The 16636-nt window shown below is 68.5% G+C and carries 14 protein-coding genes; 12 read left to right on the forward strand and 2 right to left on the reverse strand.

What is annotated here, in order from left to right:
- Nucleotides 1-9 precede the first annotated feature (9 nt).
- Nucleotides 10-528 (forward strand): NUDIX hydrolase, encoded by a 519-nt coding sequence (locus NWFMUON74_RS06680; protein ID WP_187687094.1) that lies wholly within the window; start codon nucleotides 10-12, stop codon nucleotides 526-528.
- A 104-nt stretch (nucleotides 529-632) separates the two neighbouring features.
- Here the strand turns inward: NWFMUON74_RS06680 and NWFMUON74_RS06685 are convergent, their stop codons facing one another.
- On the reverse strand, nucleotides 633-1985 hold the full coding sequence (locus NWFMUON74_RS06685) for a cation:dicarboxylate symporter family transporter (protein ID WP_187687095.1): 1353 nt from the start codon (nucleotides 1983-1985) through the stop codon (nucleotides 633-635).
- A 196-nt stretch (nucleotides 1986-2181) separates the two neighbouring features.
- On the opposite strand from NWFMUON74_RS06685, the gene NWFMUON74_RS06690 reads away from it, so the two are divergent.
- From NWFMUON74_RS06690 to NWFMUON74_RS06740, 11 genes are all read left to right on the forward strand, one after another.
- Nucleotides 2182-3708: a sensor histidine kinase gene (locus NWFMUON74_RS06690; protein WP_187688977.1), complete on the forward strand. Its 1527-nt coding sequence runs from the start codon at nucleotides 2182-2184 to the stop codon at nucleotides 3706-3708.
- Nucleotides 3705-4400 (forward strand): response regulator, encoded by a 696-nt coding sequence (locus NWFMUON74_RS06695; RefSeq protein ID WP_187687096.1) that lies wholly within the window; start codon nucleotides 3705-3707, stop codon nucleotides 4398-4400. The genes NWFMUON74_RS06690 and NWFMUON74_RS06695 overlap by 4 nt, the downstream gene beginning before the upstream one ends.
- Before the next feature lie 373 nt (nucleotides 4401-4773).
- The gene (locus tag NWFMUON74_RS06700) at nucleotides 4774-5883 is read left to right on the forward strand and encodes an alkane 1-monooxygenase (protein ID WP_232110882.1); all 1110 of its coding nucleotides are present in this window, start codon (nucleotides 4774-4776) and stop codon (nucleotides 5881-5883) included.
- Nucleotides 5884-6045: 162 nt separating this feature from the next.
- Nucleotides 6046-7521 carry an adenosylhomocysteinase gene (ahcY, locus tag NWFMUON74_RS06705; RefSeq protein ID WP_187687098.1) on the forward strand — a complete coding sequence of 492 codons (1476 nt, stop codon included), beginning with the start codon at nucleotides 6046-6048 and terminating at the stop codon, nucleotides 7519-7521.
- Between the two features lie 26 nt (nucleotides 7522-7547).
- The gene (locus tag NWFMUON74_RS06710) at nucleotides 7548-8195 is read left to right on the forward strand and encodes a dTMP kinase (protein ID WP_187687099.1); all 648 of its coding nucleotides are present in this window, start codon (nucleotides 7548-7550) and stop codon (nucleotides 8193-8195) included.
- A 78-nt stretch (nucleotides 8196-8273) separates the two neighbouring features.
- Nucleotides 8274-8951: an MtrAB system response regulator MtrA gene (mtrA, locus tag NWFMUON74_RS06715; RefSeq protein ID WP_036566684.1), complete on the forward strand. Its 678-nt coding sequence runs from the start codon at nucleotides 8274-8276 to the stop codon at nucleotides 8949-8951.
- A gap of 44 nt (nucleotides 8952-8995) precedes the next feature.
- On the forward strand, nucleotides 8996-10864 hold the full coding sequence (gene mtrB, locus NWFMUON74_RS06720; protein WP_232110883.1) for an MtrAB system histidine kinase MtrB: 1869 nt from the start codon (nucleotides 8996-8998) through the stop codon (nucleotides 10862-10864).
- Nucleotides 10861-12723 carry an MtrAB system accessory lipoprotein LpqB gene (lpqB, locus tag NWFMUON74_RS06725; protein ID WP_187687101.1) on the forward strand — a complete coding sequence of 621 codons (1863 nt, stop codon included), beginning with the start codon at nucleotides 10861-10863 and terminating at the stop codon, nucleotides 12721-12723. Before mtrB ends, lpqB begins: the two co-directional genes overlap by 4 nt.
- Before the next feature lie 92 nt (nucleotides 12724-12815).
- Complete coding sequence (locus tag NWFMUON74_RS06730) at nucleotides 12816-13454, forward strand: ComF family protein (RefSeq protein ID WP_187687102.1); 639 nt, start codon at nucleotides 12816-12818, stop codon at nucleotides 13452-13454.
- 334 nt (nucleotides 13455-13788) lie between these two features.
- Entirely contained in the window at nucleotides 13789-14397 is a 609-nt protein-coding gene (gene hpf / locus NWFMUON74_RS06735; RefSeq protein ID WP_425300438.1) for a ribosome hibernation-promoting factor, HPF/YfiA family, read from the forward strand.
- Between the two features lie 222 nt (nucleotides 14398-14619).
- Nucleotides 14620-15912 carry an acetyl-CoA C-acyltransferase gene (locus tag NWFMUON74_RS06740; protein ID WP_187687104.1) on the forward strand — a complete coding sequence of 431 codons (1293 nt, stop codon included), beginning with the start codon at nucleotides 14620-14622 and terminating at the stop codon, nucleotides 15910-15912.
- A gap of 37 nt (nucleotides 15913-15949) precedes the next feature.
- Here the strand turns inward: NWFMUON74_RS06740 and bluB are convergent, their stop codons facing one another.
- Nucleotides 15950-16579: a 5,6-dimethylbenzimidazole synthase gene (gene bluB / locus NWFMUON74_RS06745; protein WP_232111117.1), complete on the reverse strand. Its 630-nt coding sequence runs from the start codon at nucleotides 16577-16579 to the stop codon at nucleotides 15950-15952.
- Between the last annotated feature and the right edge of the window lie 57 nt (nucleotides 16580-16636).

Genomic DNA, 16636 nt, shown 5'->3' on the forward strand with positions numbered 1-16636 from the left:
AAGGAATCGATGAGCGCGGAATCGCTGCACGAGTCGGCCACCGACCTGCTCGAAACCTGGTCTCCGCCAACCGGAGTCGAGCAGTCGCTGCGCCAGGCGATGCTGGCGTTCCTGGGCGCGTCGCCGCGTGGCTGCCTGCGCGAGCACGCGCCGGGGCATATCACCGCCTCGGCCATGGTGTTCTCGCACGACGAGCGGGAGGTGCTGCTGACCCTGCATCCGCGGGTGGGGTTGTGGATCCAACTCGGCGGGCACTGCGAGGAATTCGACGCCACCGTGCCCGCCGCGGCCCTGCGCGAGGCCACCGAGGAATCGGGCATCGCCGACCTGTCGCTCGAGCCCGGGCTCTACGGCGTCCAGGCCCACCCGATCACCTGCTCGCTGGGCGTGCCCACCCGCCACCTCGACCTGGTGTTCAAGATCAAGGCGCCGAAAGGCGCTGTGCCGGTGAAGAGTTCGGAGTCCACCGACCTGCGCTGGTGGCCGGTCGGCGCCCTCCCGTCGGACACGGATCTGATCCTGCGCTGACTGGGGCTTCGGGGATGGGGTGGCGGTGTGGAAGCGCCGGCGCACTCGCACCAGGGGAAGTGGAGTACGCCGGCGCGCTGGTCCCGGCCCGGGAACTAGGCGGGTTAGGCCGGGACCAGGTCTCTGGTTTCTCGAGGGGTGTCCACGGGGTGGTCGTCGACCATGCTGGTCTCGTCGAACGGCACTTCCCGGTTCAGCACCGAGCGCATCCGTTCGGCGTCGACGGTCTTGGTCCAGGTGCCGATCAGTACGGTCGCGACGGCGTTGCCGGAGAAGTTGGTGACCGCCCGCGCCTCCGACATGAATCGGTCGATGCCGACGATCAATCCGACGCCGTCCAGCAGTTCGGGCCGGTGACTCTGTAGTCCACCGGCCAGGGTCGCCAGGCCCGCGCCGGTCACGCCGGCCGCGCCCTTGGACGCCACGATCATGAACACCAGCAGGCCCAGTTGCTCGGCCCACGACAGTGGCTTGCCCATCGCGTCGGCGATGAACAGCGTCGCCATCGTCAGGTAGATCGCGGTGCCGTCGAGGTTGAACGAGTATCCGGTCGGCACCACGATGCCGACGGTGGTCCGTTCCACCCCCATGTGCTCCATCTTCGCGATCAGCCGCGGCAGCGCCGATTCCGACGACGAGGTGGACACGATGAGCAGATACTCCCGCGCCAGATACCGGACCAGCTTGAAGATCGACACGCCGGACGTGGCCCTCATCAACACGCCCAGCACGCCGAATACGAACACCACACAGGTCAGGTAGAACGCGACCATCAGCAGCGCCAGCTGCTGCACCGCCGCCAGCCCCGTCGAGGCCACCACATTGGCGATCGCGCCGAACGCGCCGATCGGCGCCAGCCACAGGATCATCGTCAGGATCCGGAACACCAACCGCTGAATCAGCCCGACCGCGTGCAGGATCGGCTCGCCGGTGCGGCCCATGGCCTGGATGCCGAAGCCGACCAGCAGCGCCACGAACAGCGTCTGCAGCACGCTGCCCGCGGTCAGCGCCGACAGCAGCGAGGTCGGGATGATGCTTTCCAGGAACTGCCACGTACCGCCCGCACCCTCGGCCTGCTTCGCGTACTTGGCGGCATCCGTCGCGTGACTCGCGATATTCAGCCCGCTGCCGGGTTCCAGCAGATTGCCGACCACCAGCCCGATCGCCAGCGCGATGGTCGACATCACCAGGAAGTACCCGATCGCGAGGCCGCCGACCTTGCCCACCCGCGACGCCGCGCGCACCGAGCCGATGCCCAGCACGATGGTGCAGAAGATGACCGGCGAGATCATCATCTTGATCAAGTTGACGAACATGGTGCCCAGCTCGCCCACCGACTTACCGAACCCGGGCGCCAGCCAGCCGACGAATACGCCGGCCACCACCGCCACGATGACGGCGAGATAGAGCCAGTGGGTGCGGTCGCGTCGCTGCGGCCGCGTCGTCTGTTCCGACATGGGTTGTGTTTCCTCCGGTACTGCGGTGTCCCTCGATCGCCCGCGCGGGATCGCCGCTCCCGGGCCGGACGCGGGCGGTGCGGTGCGCCGGGCTCCGCGTCCTGCCGACCATCGTGGCGGCTACCGTGATCGAGGTCACTATTTCGTACATTTCGTTCACCGGGAGGTGCTGGTGAAACGTCGCGACCCGCGCGGGATGACGCTGGCGGGCCAGGTCTTCCTCGTACAGCTGGTCGTCCTGGTGGCCGTCGTCGCGGTCGGGGTGGCGCTGACGGTGTGGGAGTTGCGGCGCGATCAGGACGAGGCGACCGCGCGGCGGGTCACCGGCATCGCGGTCGCGCTCGCGCGGGCGCCCTCGACCGCGGCCGCGCTGGAAGCCCCGGATCCGACCGCGCGGCTGCAACCGGTGACCGAGCGGATCCGGCTCGAGACCGGCGTGGATTTCATCGTCGTGATGGCGCCCGACCGCACCCGCTACACCCACACCGAACCGGATCGGATCGGAAAGCCGTTCAGCGGCAACATCGATCGGGCGCTCGCGGGACAGACGTTCACCGAGACCTATACCGGTACCCTGGGCCCCTCCATTCGCGCGGTGACTCCGGTACACGCCGACGGCCGTATCGTCGCGCTGGTCGCCGCGGGCGTGACGCGGGCGCGCATCGGCGACCAGGTCCGGCAGCAGTTGCCGCTGATCGTCGGGGCCGCGGGCGCGGGCCTGCTGCTGGCGGTGCTGGGCTCGCTGCTGCTGCGGCGTCGATTGCTGCGCCAGACCCACGGTCTGGCGCCGGCCGAGTTGCGCAGCCTCTACGAGCATCACGACGCCGTGCTGCATTCGATCCACGAGGGACTGGTGGTGTTCGATCGGGATGCGGAGACGGCCGCGGTCGTCAACGATCAGGCGCGGTTGCTGCTGGAGCTGCCAGACGGGCCGGTCCGCCGCGCCGATCTGCCGATCTCGTTGCGCCGCATGGATCTTCAGGTGGTGCGCGACGAGATGCACGTGACCGCCGAGCGTGTCCTGGTGGTGAACCAGGACGTCGTGCGCTGGTCGGGCCGGCCGCTGGGCACGGTGCTCACCGTGCGTGACCACACCGAGCTGCGCGACATGATGGGGGAGCTGAATTCCGTTCGGGGGCTGGCTGATTCGCTGCGTTCGCAGGCGCACGAGGCCGCCAACCGGTTGCACACCGTCGTCACCATGGTCGAGCTGGGCCGCTACCGGGAGGCCGTCGAGTTCGCCACGGCCGAGCTGCGGTTGTCGCAGGCCCTGATCGACCGGTTGACCGGCGCGGTGGGCGAACCCGCCCTGGTGGCGCTGCTGCTCGGCAAGGTCGACCAGGCCCTCGAGCGCGGTGTGGAGCTGACCGTCGCACAGGATACGGTGCTCGATACCGCGGCCCCGCTGACCGCGCAGGAAATGGTGACCCTGGTGGGCAATCTGATCGACAATGCCCTCGACGCGGTCGCCCAGACCCCCGACGCCTGGGTGGAGGTGACCGTGCGGCACGAGGAGGACGGGCTCTACCTGCGCATCGCGGACAGCGGGCCCGGCATGTCCGAGGAGGTGTTCGCCCGAGCCATGGAACGCGGCTACTCGACCAAGACCGACCACCAGGGCCTCGGCCTGGCGTTGGTGCGGCGGCTGGTGGCGCGGCACGGCGGCACCCTGCGCGCCGAGCGGGCCGCGGAGTCGGCGGTCGTGGTGCGGATTCCGCGATGACCGTCCGGGTCCTGATCGTCGAGGACGAGCCGCAGATCGCCGCCGCCCATCGTGCTTATCTGGAGCGACTGGCGGGTTTCACGGTCGCGGGCGTCGCCGGAACCGGCCGGGAGGCGCTGCGCGCGGCGTCCCGGGCGGCCGGATCGGGTGCGCCGATCGACCTGGTGCTGCTGGACATCGGCCTGCCCGACATCGGCGGCCTGGAGGTGGCCGCGGCGCTGGCCCGGCTGCGCCCGCGGCCCGACGTCATCGCGATCACCTCGGCCCGCGATCTCGAGGTGGTTCGTGCCGCCGTCGCGCACGGCGTCGCGCTGTATCTGCTGAAGCCGTTCACGTTCGCGGCGTTCCGGGAGAAGCTGGATCGCTATCTGGAGTATCGCGCCGCGCTGGCGGCCGGGGCGGCCACCGTCACCCAGCACGACATCGACCGGGCGTTCAGCGCCCTGCGCACCGCCTACCCGAAGACCACGGCGCCCAAGGGCGTCGCGCCGCACACCCTGGCGGAGGTGTCGCGTGCGGTCCGCGCGGCGAGCGACGGCCTGTCGGCCACGGAAACGGGCCGCGCGGTAGGGGTCTCGCGGGTGACGGCCTGGCGCTATCTGGAGCGGCTGGCCGAGGACGGGGTGGTGGACCGGCGCAGCGACTACGGCCGGGCGGGGCGCCCGCAGGTGCGCTATGTGTGGCGGCGCTGACTCGGTCCGCTGGGCTTGAAACGTGTTGTGTTGTATAACAATTACCGCAAACCCCTATTGTGGATTCTCGCCGTCGGCTGGCAGGGTTTCCGGCTGTCGCGAGCAGTCGGCGACGCGCGGGTCGCCGCGGGGGTGTGCGAACACTCCTGGCGTTTGCCTGCGATGTGCGGTGACGGACATCACCTGAGAGAAGACTTAAGAAAGTGCTGCGAGGTATGTAACAGTGGCCACTCTTCCCGGCCTTGGTGAGGTGTAACAGTAGTGATCGGCGTACGTATTTACAAGCAACAGTTCCAGGGTCTTCTTTAGCGGGGCGAAAGTGCAAACGGTCGGCAAACGCTCGGGTTCGCCTGATCCGAAACGGTACCTGTGGGTGCTCGGATTGGTGGCTCCCAGCTGTGCGTTATTGCCCTCACAACTGGTGTTGCACACCGGGTCTCCCGTGTTCTGGTGGCTGGGTCCGATCATCGTGCTGATCGTCATCCCGGTGCTGGACTGGGTCGTGGGCGAGGACGGGAACAATCCCCACGACGAGGACTACGAACGGCTGTCCAACGATCGGTACTACCGGTGGTGCACCTATCTGTTCCTGCCCATCCAGCTGATCGGCCTGTTCGTGGCCGCCTACATGTGGGCCAACGACGAGCTGCGGGTCGTCGACAAGCTCGGCCTGGCCGCGACGCTGGGTTTCATGAGCGGCATCGGCATCAACGCCGCGCACGAACTCGGGCATCGGGTCGAGCGCCTGGAGCGGTGGCTGGCGAAGATCGCGCTGGCGCAGTCCGGATACGGGCACTTCTACGTCGAGCACAACAAGGGCCACCACGCCCGGGTCGCGACGCCGGAGGATCCGGCCAGCGGCCGCCTGGGCGAGTCGCTGTGGGAGTTCTTGCCGCGCAGCGTGATCGGTGGTTTCCGCTCCGGAATCCGGCTCGAGCGCGACCGGCTGCGGCGCCGGAACCTGGGCTGGTGGAGCGTGCACAACAACATCCTGCAGGCGTGGTCGATGACGGTGGTGCTCTACGGCGCGCTGCTGCTCGCCTTCGGCCCGAAGATGCTGCCGTACCTGCTGCTGCAGGCGGTGCTGGCGGCCGGACTGCTGGAGACGGTGAACTATGTCGAGCACTACGGGCTGATGCGCGCCAAGCGGCCCAACGGCATGTGGGCGCGCTGCTCGCCCGCCGACAGCTGGAACTCCGACCGCCTGGTGACCAACATCTTCCTGTTCCACCTGCAGCGGCACAGCGACCACCACGCCAACCCCGGCCGCCGTTACCAGACCCTGCGCAGTTCGCGAGAGGCGCCGCAACTTCCGGCGGGCTACGCCTCGATGATCCTGCTCGCGGCGATCCCTCCGTTGTGGCGCCACGTGATGGACCCGCGCGTGCTCGCCCACTACGACGGCGACATCAGCCGCGCCAATATCGCCCCGCGCAAACGCGGCCGCATCCTGGCCGCCCACGGCGGGCCCGCCCCCGCGTAGTCGCGGGCCGTTCGATACGACGAGACAGCGCCGCCGGGCGTGCGAATCGCGCGTCCGGCAAGCTGTCTCGCCCGGCCGCGACCACCTCGGACCTCCCTTGCGTATCGCGTACGCATGGAAGCGGCTAGCCTTTCCTGAGTACACGCCGACCAGGAGAGGCAGATGACGACCGCAGTGAGCAGCAAGATGACTGCCGACCACCGCAACGGGATCGATTACAAGGTGGCGGACCTGTCCTTGGCCGAGTTCGGCCGCAAGGAAATTCGGCTGGCGGAACACGAGATGCCGGGCCTGATGGCGTTGCGGCGCGAGTACGCGGAGGTACAGCCGCTGAAGGGGGCGCGGATTTCGGGATCGCTGCACATGACCGTGCAGACGGCGGTGCTGATCGAGACGCTGGTCGACCTGGGCGCGCAGGTGCGCTGGGCGTCCTGCAACATCTTCTCCACCCAGGACCACGCCGCCGCGGCCGTGGTGGTCGGCCCGCACGGGACCGTCGACGAGCCCAAGGGCACACCGGTCTTCGCGTGGAAGGGTGAGAGCCTGGAGGAGTACTGGTGGGCCGCCGAGCAGATGCTGACCTGGCCGGGTGAGCCCGCCAACATGATCCTCGACGACGGCGGCGACGCCACCATGCTGGTGCTGCGCGGCGCCCAGTACGAGAAGGCCGGTGTGGTGCCGCCGCCGGACGAGGACCACTCCGCCGAGTTCACGGTCTTCCTGAATCTGCTGCGCGAGCGGTTCGAGACCGACAAGGGCAAGTGGACCGCGATCGCCGAGAGCGTCCGGGGCGTCACCGAGGAGACCACCACGGGCGTACTGCGGCTCTACCAGTTCGCGGCCGCCGGTGAACTGTCGTTCCCGGCGATCAACGTCAACGACTCGGTCACCAAGTCCAAGTTCGACAACAAGTACGGCACCCGGCACTCGCTCATCGACGGCATCAACCGCGGCACCGATGTGCTGATCGGTGGCAAGAAGGTGCTGATCTGCGGCTACGGCGACGTCGGCAAGGGCTGCGCGGAGTCGCTGGCGGGCCAGGGCGCGCGCGTGCAGGTCACCGAGATCGACCCGATCAACGCGCTGCAGGCGCTGATGGACGGCTACGACGTCGTCACCGTCGAGCAGGCCATCGCCTCGGCCGACATCGTGGTCACCTCCACCGGCAACAAGGACATCATCACCCTCGACCACATGAAGGCGATGAAGGACCAGGCCATCCTGGGCAATATCGGCCACTTCGACAACGAGATCGACATGGCCGCGCTGGAGCGTTCCGGCGCCGAGCGGCTCACCATCAAGCCGCAGGTCGATCTGTGGACCTTCAAGGAAACCGGCAAGTCCATCATCGTGCTGTCCGAGGGTCGCCTGCTGAACCTGGGCAACGCCACCGGCCACCCGTCGTTCGTGATGTCCAACAGCTTCTCCAACCAGGTCATCGCCCAGATCGAGCTGTGGACCAAGCCGGAGGAGTACGACAACGAGGTGTACCGGCTGCCCAAGCACCTGGACGAGAAGGTGGCCCGCATCCACGTCGAGGCACTCGGCGGGACGCTCACCAAGCTGACCAAGGATCAGGCCGAGTACATCGGCGTGGACGTGGAGGGACCCTACAAGCCCGACCACTACCGCTACTGAAATCGTGAGGGTCTAACCTGCATCCCATGGGTGCGTTGGTTGCGGTGGAAGGTCTGGACGGGGCCGGCAAGCGCACGTTGATCGGGGCGGTCGCCGAGGGGCTGCGGGAGCGCGGGGTGCGGGTGGGCGCCCTGGCGTTCCCGCGCTACGGGCGGTCGGTGCATGCCGACCTCGCGGCCGAGGCGCTGCGTGGGCGGCACGGCGACGTGGCCGCCTCGGTCAACGCGATGGCCCTGCTGTTCGCACTCGATCGCGCCGACGCCCGCGACGAACTGTCGAAGTCGCTGGCCGACAACGACATCGTGCTGCTCGATCGCTACGTCGCGTCGAATGCCGCCTACAACGCCGCGCGGACCGGCCAGTCCGCGGACGGCGAAATCGCTTCCTGGGTAGCGGAATTGGAATTCGGCCGGTTCGAATTGCCGGTGCCCGATGTGCAGATACTGCTGGACGTGCCGATCGAGGTGGCCGCCGAACGTGCCCGCCGCCGTGGCGAACTCGACCACACCCGCGACCTGGATGCCTACGAACGCGACAAAGGACTGCAGGAACGCACGGCGGCGGTTTATCGTGTGCTGGCCGAATCGCAGTGGCACGGACCCTGGTGGGTCCATGCGCCCCATGACGATCCGGCAACACTCGCCGCGCGCCTCTCGGAAATGGTTGCCCGATAGGGTTGGATGTGCGTCGGTAATGTACCAGTGTTGGCGTGGTTGCCCGTTCCGAGCCGGAGAGATGACAACATAGTAGTTATGAAGCCGAAGATTCTGGTCGTCGACGACGATATGGCGCTCGCGGAGATGCTCACGATCGTCTTGCGCGGCGAGGGTTTCGACCCTCACGTCGTCGGCGACGGCACGCAGGCGCTCACCGCGGTCAGGGAGCTACGCCCCGACCTGGTGCTGCTCGATCTGATGCTGCCCGGCATGAACGGCATCGACGTGTGCCGCGTGCTGCGCGCCGATTCCGGCGTGCCGATCGTGATGCTGACGGCGAAGACCGACACGGTCGACGTCGTGCTGGGCCTGGAATCGGGGGCCGACGATTACATCGTCAAGCCGTTCAAGCCGAAGGAACTCGTCGCCCGGGTGCGGGCTCGCCTGCGCCGCACCGAGGAGGAACCGGCGGAGCTGCTGTCGATCGCGGACATCGTCATCGACGTTCCGGCCCACAAGGTCACGCGCGCCGGTCAGCAGATCTCGCTGACCCCGCTGGAATTCGATCTGCTGGTGGCCCTGGCTCGCAAACCACGCCAGGTCTTCACCCGTGAGGTGCTGCTCGAACAGGTCTGGGGTTACCGGCACGCCGCCGACACCCGCCTGGTCAACGTGCACGTGCAGCGGCTGCGCGCCAAGGTCGAGAAGGACCCGGAGAATCCCGAGATCGTGCTGACCGTGCGGGGTGTCGGCTACAAGGCCGGACCACCGTGATCGATGGCTCCAGAGACCGCGTTCAGCGGTTGCTGGCAGCTCTGGTGGACCGATCCAAATCCGTCGGAGAAGCACTGGGCCATGTGTGGCGGCGCTCGCTGCAGTTGCGCGTCGTCGTGTCCACGCTCACCCTGTCGCTGATCGTGATCACGATCCTCGGTGTCGTACTGACCAGCCAGATCACCGACCGGTTGCTGCAGGCCAAGCAGAACGCGGGGCTCGAGGAGATGGGCCGGGCCCGCAATACCGTCGAGGCCCAGCTGACCGTCGCGAACGATTCGAGCAGTCAGGCGATTCGGCTGCAGGACGCGCTGCGCGTGCTGACCTCGGGGAGCAGTTCGCAATCGGTCGGCGCGGCGGGCGGTTACGAGGCGGCGCTGGTGATGGTCGGCGACGGCCAGCAGGAGATTCCGGCGGGCCCGATCCAGGACGTGCCGGCCGAACTGCGCCGGTTCGTCCAGCAGAACCAGGTCAGCTACCAGTTCACGACGGTGTCGGATTCCGAGCGCTATCGCGGCCCGGCGCTCATCATCGGCAGCCCCAGTCTCGAGGTACCCACACTCGAGATCTACCTGATCTTCCCGCTCACCAACGAGCACCGCAGCCGAGACCTGATGACCGGCACCATGCTGATCGGCGGCCTCGTGCTCCTGGTCCTGCTGGCCGCGATCACGGCCCTGGTGACCAGGCAGGTGGTGCTGCCGATCCGTTCGGCCGCGCGCATCGCCAGCCGCTTCGCCGACGGTCGGCTCAAGGAGCGGATGCTGGTCCGGGGCGAGGACGACATGGCCCGGCTGGCCATGTCGTTCAACGAGATGGCCGAGAGCCTGTCCAACCAGATCACCCAGCTCGAGGAGTTCGGTAATCTGCAACGCCGGTTCACCTCCGACGTCAGCCACGAACTGCGCACCCCGCTGACCACCGTGCGCATGGCCGCCGATCTGATCCACGGTTCCAGCGACGAACTGGATCCCGCGCTGGCCCGCAGCGCCGAACTGCTGGTCACCGAGCTGGACCGGTTCGAGGGCCTGCTCAACGACCTGCTGGAGATCAGCCGCCACGACGCGGGCGTCGCCGAGCTGCAGGTGGAGTCGCTGGACGTGCGGATGTGCGCGCGGGCGGCCATCTCCACCGTGCGGCATCTGGCCAAGGAGACCGGCGTGGAGCTGGTGGTCGATCTGCCGGAGGACCCGCTGGTGGCCGAGGTGGATCCGCGACGCGTCGAGCGCGTGTTGCGCAACCTGCTCGCCAACGCCATCGATCACAGCGAGGGCAAGCCGGTGCTGATCCGGATGCGCGGCGACGTCGAGGCCAACTCGGTCGGTATCGTGGTCCGCGACCAGGGCGTGGGCCTGCGGCCGGGCGAGGAGAAGCTGGTGTTCAACCGGTTCTGGCGCTCGGACCCCTCGCGCATGCGCCGCTCCGGCGGCACCGGGCTGGGCCTGTCGATCAGCGTGGAGGACGCCAATCTGCACGACGGCCGGCTGGAGGCATGGGGCGAGCCGGGGCAGGGCGCCAGCTTCCGGCTCACGCTGCCACTGGTACGCGGGCGCAAACTGGGCAACAGCCCGCTGTCGCTGGAACCGCCCAAGCGCAGGCTGGTGGAATTGCCTGCGTCGCAAGAAGATTCGAGTGCGGCGGAGTCGCCGGGCGGTGCGGCGCCGGGCAGCGCCGCCGAGGACGACCGACCCGCATCGGACGGCAGCGCGGAATCGGCAGGCAGCGCGGAGTCGGAAGGCAGGGCGGAATCGGAAGGCAGGGCGGAGTCGGAAGGCAGGGCGGAATCGGAAGAAACTGTGCCCCAGGACGATCCGGCGGTAGCGGAGAACACGGGCCCCTCGGTCGGCTCCGGGAACGGTGCCGGATCGTCCGCCGACCCTGTATTCGACGACACCGGAGACCCGAAACGATGAGCGACCGGTTCGCCCCGCCACGAAGGCCCGCACCGCGGCGGCCCTCCGATCACCCCGGTCGCTGGGTCCGCGCGGTGCTCGCCGTCGCGCTGGCAGGCGTGCTGGCATCGTCGGGGTGCGCGAATCTGCCGGACAACTCGGCCCCGCAGGCGCTGGGCACCTTGGATCGCCAAACTCCGTCGCAGACCTCGTTGTCCCCGGCCGCCGGTCGCGATCCGGACCTGTTGGTGCGCGATTTCCTGCAGGCTACAGCGGATCCGGCCAACCACCACCAGACCGCCCGGCAGTATCTGACGCCGCAGGCCGCCCAGGGCTGGGACGACGCCGCCCGAACGGTGATCGTCGAGAAACCCGACACGCTGCGGCTGTCGAGGACCGCCGACGCCGCGACCTATCAGATTCGGGCGCACAAGATCGGTGAGCTGGACGCCGACGGGTCCTATCACGCCTCCGACATGACTTTCGAGACTCCGATCGAAATGACCCGGGTCGATGGTGAGTGGCGGATCAGCGAGCTGTCGTCCGACCTGGGCGTGGTGATCGACAGCAACGCGTTCGACAAGATGTACGAGCGGTATTCGCTCTACTTCTCCAATGCGGCCGGGACCTCGATGGTGCCCGATCTGCGCTGGAACGCGATCCGCAAGGATCAGCTCACGCAGTGGCTGCTGAAGCTGTTGGCCGAGGGGCCGCGAGCGGCATTGGCGCCGGCGGTGCGCAATGTGCTGTCCGGGCCGGTGTCCGTGCACGGGCCGCCCGTCAAGCCCAACGGGGACACCGAGGGCGTGGGTATCGGCCTGGGCGGTGTCCAGATCGACTTCACCGGTGCGTCCGGCCTGGATCAGCACAACAGGGAATTGCTGGCCGCGCAGGTGGTTTCGACATTGTCCGGCGCCGGCGTTCTCGGGCCGTATTTCCTGCTGGGTGACGGCAAACCCCTCGACGAGCGATTCGCCGTCACCGGTTGGCAGGTCGCGGATGTCAGTGCCTACAGTCCGAACGCCAACGCGCACAACAAGATCGGCTTACACGCGGTCCGCGACGGTTCCTTGGTCAAGGTACTCGACAACGGGTTCGAGCCGACGCCGGGCTACTTCGGTGAGGCACGTAATCTGCAGTCGGTCGGGTTGTCGCAGGACGGGCAATTCGTCGCGGCCGTGGCGGATACCGGCCGACCCGCCCCCCAGCCCGCCAAGACGCTGGTGATCGGCAACTATGACGGCAATGTCTTCCCGGTCGCGGAGGGCAATTCCTTCACCCGCCCGTCCTGGACGGTCGACGGAAGTTCGGCGTGGGCCGTCCAGGACGGCGAACGCGTGATCCGCGCTGTGCACGACCGCAGTACCGGCACCGTATCGGTACAGGACGTCGACACGTCCGCTTTGTTCGCGCCGCCGCCTTCCCTGTCCGATCCTCCGCTGCGGCTGCCGATCACCGAATTGCGAATCTCCCGGACCGGTGCCAGGGCGGCGCTCATCGCCGGTGGCCGGGTATTCGTGGCCGTGGTGGTGCCGCAGCCCGGCGGCAAGTACTCCCTGGCCTCGCCGTCGCCGGTCGCCGTCAGCCTCGGCACGTCCGCGGTCTCGCTGGACTGGCTCGGCGGTGACAACCTCCTGATCGGGCGAGACAGCACCACCGAGCCGGTCGAGACCGCGTTCATCGATGGCTCGCAACCGACTCCGCTGACGAGCCAGAACCTGACCTATCCGATTCGGGTGGTGAGCGCGTCGCCCGAAATCCAGTACGTGGTCGACCAGCGTGCGGTGATGCAACTACAGTCCGAGGGACCCCGCGCGGAGCGCTTCTGGCGCGAGGTCCAAGGGCTCGGCGCCAGCGCCGTTCCCGTCCTGCCCGGTTAGGCTTTGCCGGATTGTCGCAGGATGTCGAAAGCAACCGTGTGACAACAAGTTCCGCATAGAAGTTTGTCGGTGGGCGCGGGCACACTGGGCCGATGCCGTTGGACCTGATTCTGCCGCGCGCGTGCGGCGGATGTGCGAAGCTCGGGACGCTCTGGTGCGACGACTGCGCCGCGAGCCTGGCCGGGCCGCCGGTCCGGGTGCGGCCGCGTACCGACCCCGGGGTGCCGTGCTGGGCGCTCGGCCCGTATACCGGGCCGGCGCGGCGCGCGGTGCTGGCGGCCAAGGAGTACGGCCGCCGCGACTTGGCCGCGCCGTTGGGGCTGGCCGTGGCGCGGGGGCTGGACGGGTTGCGCGCCCGCGACCGGCCGCTGGTGCTCGTGCCCGCGCCGAGCCGGCGGGCGGCCGCGCGGCGGCGCGGTGGCGATCCGGTGGCCCGGACCGTCCGGGTGGCCGCGAGTTGGCTGCCGGATTGCCGATGCGCGCCCGTGCTCGCTACACGGCGCGGCGTGCGTGATTCGGTCGGCCTGAGCCGCGAGGACCGGCGACACAATCTGCGCGACCGTGTCACCGCCGTCGGCCGGGCGTTGCCCGCCGCCCTGCGCGTGCTGAATGCCGAGGTGGTGCTCGTGGACGACGTCTTGACGACCGGTGCCACGGCCGCCGAGGCGGTCCGGACACTCGCCCGGATCGGCGTGGCGGTACGTGGCGTGTTGGTGACATGTGCTGCTTGAAGCTTTGAAATTCGTGTGAACACTGGCGGTCGGAACGCTGTCGTAATAGCGTTGCTGACAGAGCGATCTGACACCCGAACCAGAGAGTTTGGAGGTGGCACCTCGGACGACTTTCGTGCCGAGTTCCCCGGCATCGGCCTCGGCTCGGCGCGGTTGAATCCCGCCGCACATGCATCGGTTGTGCGGCCAGATCCGGGAGGTACGCGTGACGACTTCACGACCTTCAGTGAAAGCAGCAGATCCCTCGGTCCGTGACGGCTCTGCGTTCGAGTTCGAACGCAACGGCGCCGAGCAGCCTGCAGCGGACCGGCCCAGGACGCCTCGAGCGGACGTCGTGGTGAAGGGCCGCAACGTCGAGGTTCCCGATCATTTCCGAATCCACGTGGAGGAGAAGCTCTCCCGGCTCGAGCGCTTCGATCCATCGATCTATCTGTTCGACGTCGAGCTGTTCCACGAACGCAATCGCCGCCAGCGCAAGAGTTGCCAGCGCCTGGAGATCACCGTGCGCGGCAAGGGACCGGTGGCCCGGTCCGAGGCCTGCGCGGACAGCTTCTACGCCGCCCTCGAGTCGGCCGTGGAGAAGCTGGAGAGCCGCCTGCGCCGCAGCAAGGACCGGCGGCGCGTGCACTACGGGGAGAAGACCCCCCTCTCGGTGGCCGAGGCCACGGCCACGCTGGTCGATGAGGCGGCACCGGTTCCGGTCAACGGGACCGCCACCCACGAACATCGTTCCGAGGAAACGGAATCCGGCGAGTACGCCGGTCCGGGCCACATCGTCCGGACGAAGGTGCATCCGGCGAATCCCATGTCGGTCGACGATGCGCTCTACCAGATGGAGCTCGTCGGCCACGATTTCTTCCTCTTCCACGATCGTGAGACCGACCGACCGTCGGTGGTCTATCGCCGCCACGCCTTCGACTACGGCCTGATCCGGCTCGCGTAGCGGCATCTCCCGTTCGCGCACGGGGCCGTTGGTTTCCACCTTCGGCCCTGTGGCCGGGGAATCCGATCGGCGCACCCGTCGGGGCCGTTTCCGATCCGTCACGGGGAATCGAGGACACCGACTACGCCGCCCGAGGGTCATTTGTCTGTGACACCGTGTCTCGATTTTTTTCTTACCTCGGAGTAAGTTTGGTGGCCAGGTGGTTCTCTCGAAAGGATTCCCATGGCAACCCAGGGCGCTCGCCGTGCCGTCATCGTCTCCGGGGTCCGCACGCCGTTCGTGCGGGCGTTCACCGACTACACCCGGATGGACTCCATCGACCTGGCCGACGTGGCGGTCGCGGGGCTACTGGAACGGACCGCGTTGCCCAAAGAGCAGGTGCAGGCGATCGTGTGGGGCGGGGTCATCCTGCCCAGCGCGGCCCCGAACATCGCGCGGGAGATCGCCCTGGACCTGAAGCTGGACCCGGGCTGTGAGGGCCACACCGTGACCCGGGCCTGCGCGTCCGGGTTACAGGCGGTCACCACGGCGGCGGCCGCCATCGAGCGCGGCGAGTACGACATCATGATCGCCGGCGGCAGCGACTCGACCAGCAACGCCGAGGTCAAGTTGCCGCAGAAGATGGTGCACGCGGCGGCGCCGCTGGCCCTGGGCAAGCCGAAGGCCAAGGACTACCTGTCGGCGGTCGCGCAACTGGCGCCGTTCACCGATCTCCTGCCGCGCCGGCCGAAGATCGAGGAGCGCACCACCGGCGAGGTGATGGGGGAGTCGGCGGAGAAGATGGCCGGCATCCACGGTGTCACCCGCGCCGCGCAGGACGAGTTCGCCGCCCGCTCACACCACCGGGCCGCGGCGGCCATCGAGTCCGGCCGCTTCGACCGCGAGGTGCTGGAAGTCGTGACGCCGGAAGGGAAGTCGATCACTCGCGACGGCCTGGTGCGGGCCAACACCAGCGTCGAGAAGCTCGCGACCCTCGCGCCGGTGTTCGCCGAGAACGGCACCGTCACCGCCGGCAATGCCAGCCCGCTCACGGACGGGGCCGCCGCGGTGCTGCTGATGAGCGAGGAGAAGGCCCGCGAGCTGGGCCTGCAGCCGCTGGCCGCGTTCCGCTCCTGGAGCTACGTCAGCGTCGACCCGCGCGACCAGGTGCTGATCGGGCCTGCCATCTCCATGCCGCGCGCCCTCGACAAGGCCGGAATGTCGCTCGCCGACGTCGATTTCGTCGACATCCACGAGGCCTTCGCCGCCCAGACCCTGTCCGTGCTGGCCGCCCTGAGCAGTGACGAGTGGGCCAAGACCCGCCTCGACCGCGATACCGCTGTCGGTGAGATCGACCCGGCGATCCTGAACGTGCACGGCGGCTCGGTTTCCCTCGGGCACCCCTTCGGTGCCACGGGCGCCCGCATGGTCACCACCATGGCCAACGAACTCGCCCTCTCCGGGAAGAGCGCCGCCCTGCTCGGCATTTGCGCGGCAGGCGGCATCGGTGCGTCGGCGGTGCTGGAACGCGTCTGAGTGACGACGCGGGAAAGTCGTTGGCGCGCAGCGGCACTCAGCGCCGGAAGCGTTCCCAGTGGACCGCCTCCGCGAGTGGGCGGCGCGCGCGCCAACCGAAGCGCTCCAGGTCCGGTGTCTGCTGGAACTCGTGCACCGGGCCGACACACAGCCACGCGACCGGCCGGATGCCCGGCGGCAACTCGATCAGGTCGGTGAGAAACGGGCCGTCGTAGAAGCTCACCCAGCCGACGCCGACGCCCTCGGCGGTGGCGGCCAGCCACAGGTTCTGGATGGCGAGAATCGTGGAGTAGAGCCCGGTTTCGGGGACGGTGGCCCGCCCGAGGACCTGCGGCCCGCCGCGGCCGTCGTCGTGGGTGACGACGACGCCGGTGCCGCTCTCGATGATGCCCTCGATCTTGATCGGATCGAAGACGCGGGCCCGCTCGGGCGGCAGCGCGTCTCGGAACTTGGTGCGCTTCCGCGCGACGTGCGTGGCGAAGCGCGCCAGCCGTCCGCGGTCCCGCACGACGACGAAATCCCACGGCTGCGAATTGCCGACGCTCGGTGCGCGGTGCGCGGCGTCGAGGATCCGCAGCAGCGTCTGGTCGTCGACCAGTTCCCCGGTGAATTCCGCGCGCACGTCGCGCCGTTGTCGAATTACGTCGTAGATACCGGGTTGAGCCAACACGGGCCTCAGTCAATCAGGCGGGCGGGCGGACCGGTCCGTCGGCATCCTGAAATC

The sequence above is a fragment of the Nocardia wallacei genome (assembly GCF_014466955.1).
GTDB classification, from domain to species: Bacteria; Actinomycetota; Actinomycetes; order Mycobacteriales; family Mycobacteriaceae; genus Nocardia; species Nocardia wallacei.

Coding starts and splice junctions, on each gene's coding strand:
- NWFMUON74_RS06680 (WP_187687094.1), top strand. CDS start 10: ATGAGCGCGGAATCGCTGCACGAGTCGGCCACCGACCTGCTCGAAACC.
- NWFMUON74_RS06685 (WP_187687095.1), bottom strand. CDS start 1,985: ATGTCGGAACAGACGACGCGGCCGCAGCGACGCGACCGCACCCACTGG.
- NWFMUON74_RS06690 (WP_187688977.1), top strand. CDS start 2,182: ATGACGCTGGCGGGCCAGGTCTTCCTCGTACAGCTGGTCGTCCTGGTG.
- NWFMUON74_RS06695 (WP_187687096.1), top strand. CDS start 3,705: ATGACCGTCCGGGTCCTGATCGTCGAGGACGAGCCGCAGATCGCCGCC.
- ahcY (WP_187687098.1), top strand. CDS start 6,046: ATGACGACCGCAGTGAGCAGCAAGATGACTGCCGACCACCGCAACGGG.
- NWFMUON74_RS06710 (WP_187687099.1), top strand. CDS start 7,548: ATGGGTGCGTTGGTTGCGGTGGAAGGTCTGGACGGGGCCGGCAAGCGC.
- mtrA (WP_036566684.1), top strand. CDS start 8,274: ATGAAGCCGAAGATTCTGGTCGTCGACGACGATATGGCGCTCGCGGAG.
- lpqB (WP_187687101.1), top strand. CDS start 10,861: ATGAGCGACCGGTTCGCCCCGCCACGAAGGCCCGCACCGCGGCGGCCC.
- NWFMUON74_RS06730 (WP_187687102.1), top strand. CDS start 12,816: ATGCCGTTGGACCTGATTCTGCCGCGCGCGTGCGGCGGATGTGCGAAG.
- NWFMUON74_RS06740 (WP_187687104.1), top strand. CDS start 14,620: ATGGCAACCCAGGGCGCTCGCCGTGCCGTCATCGTCTCCGGGGTCCGC.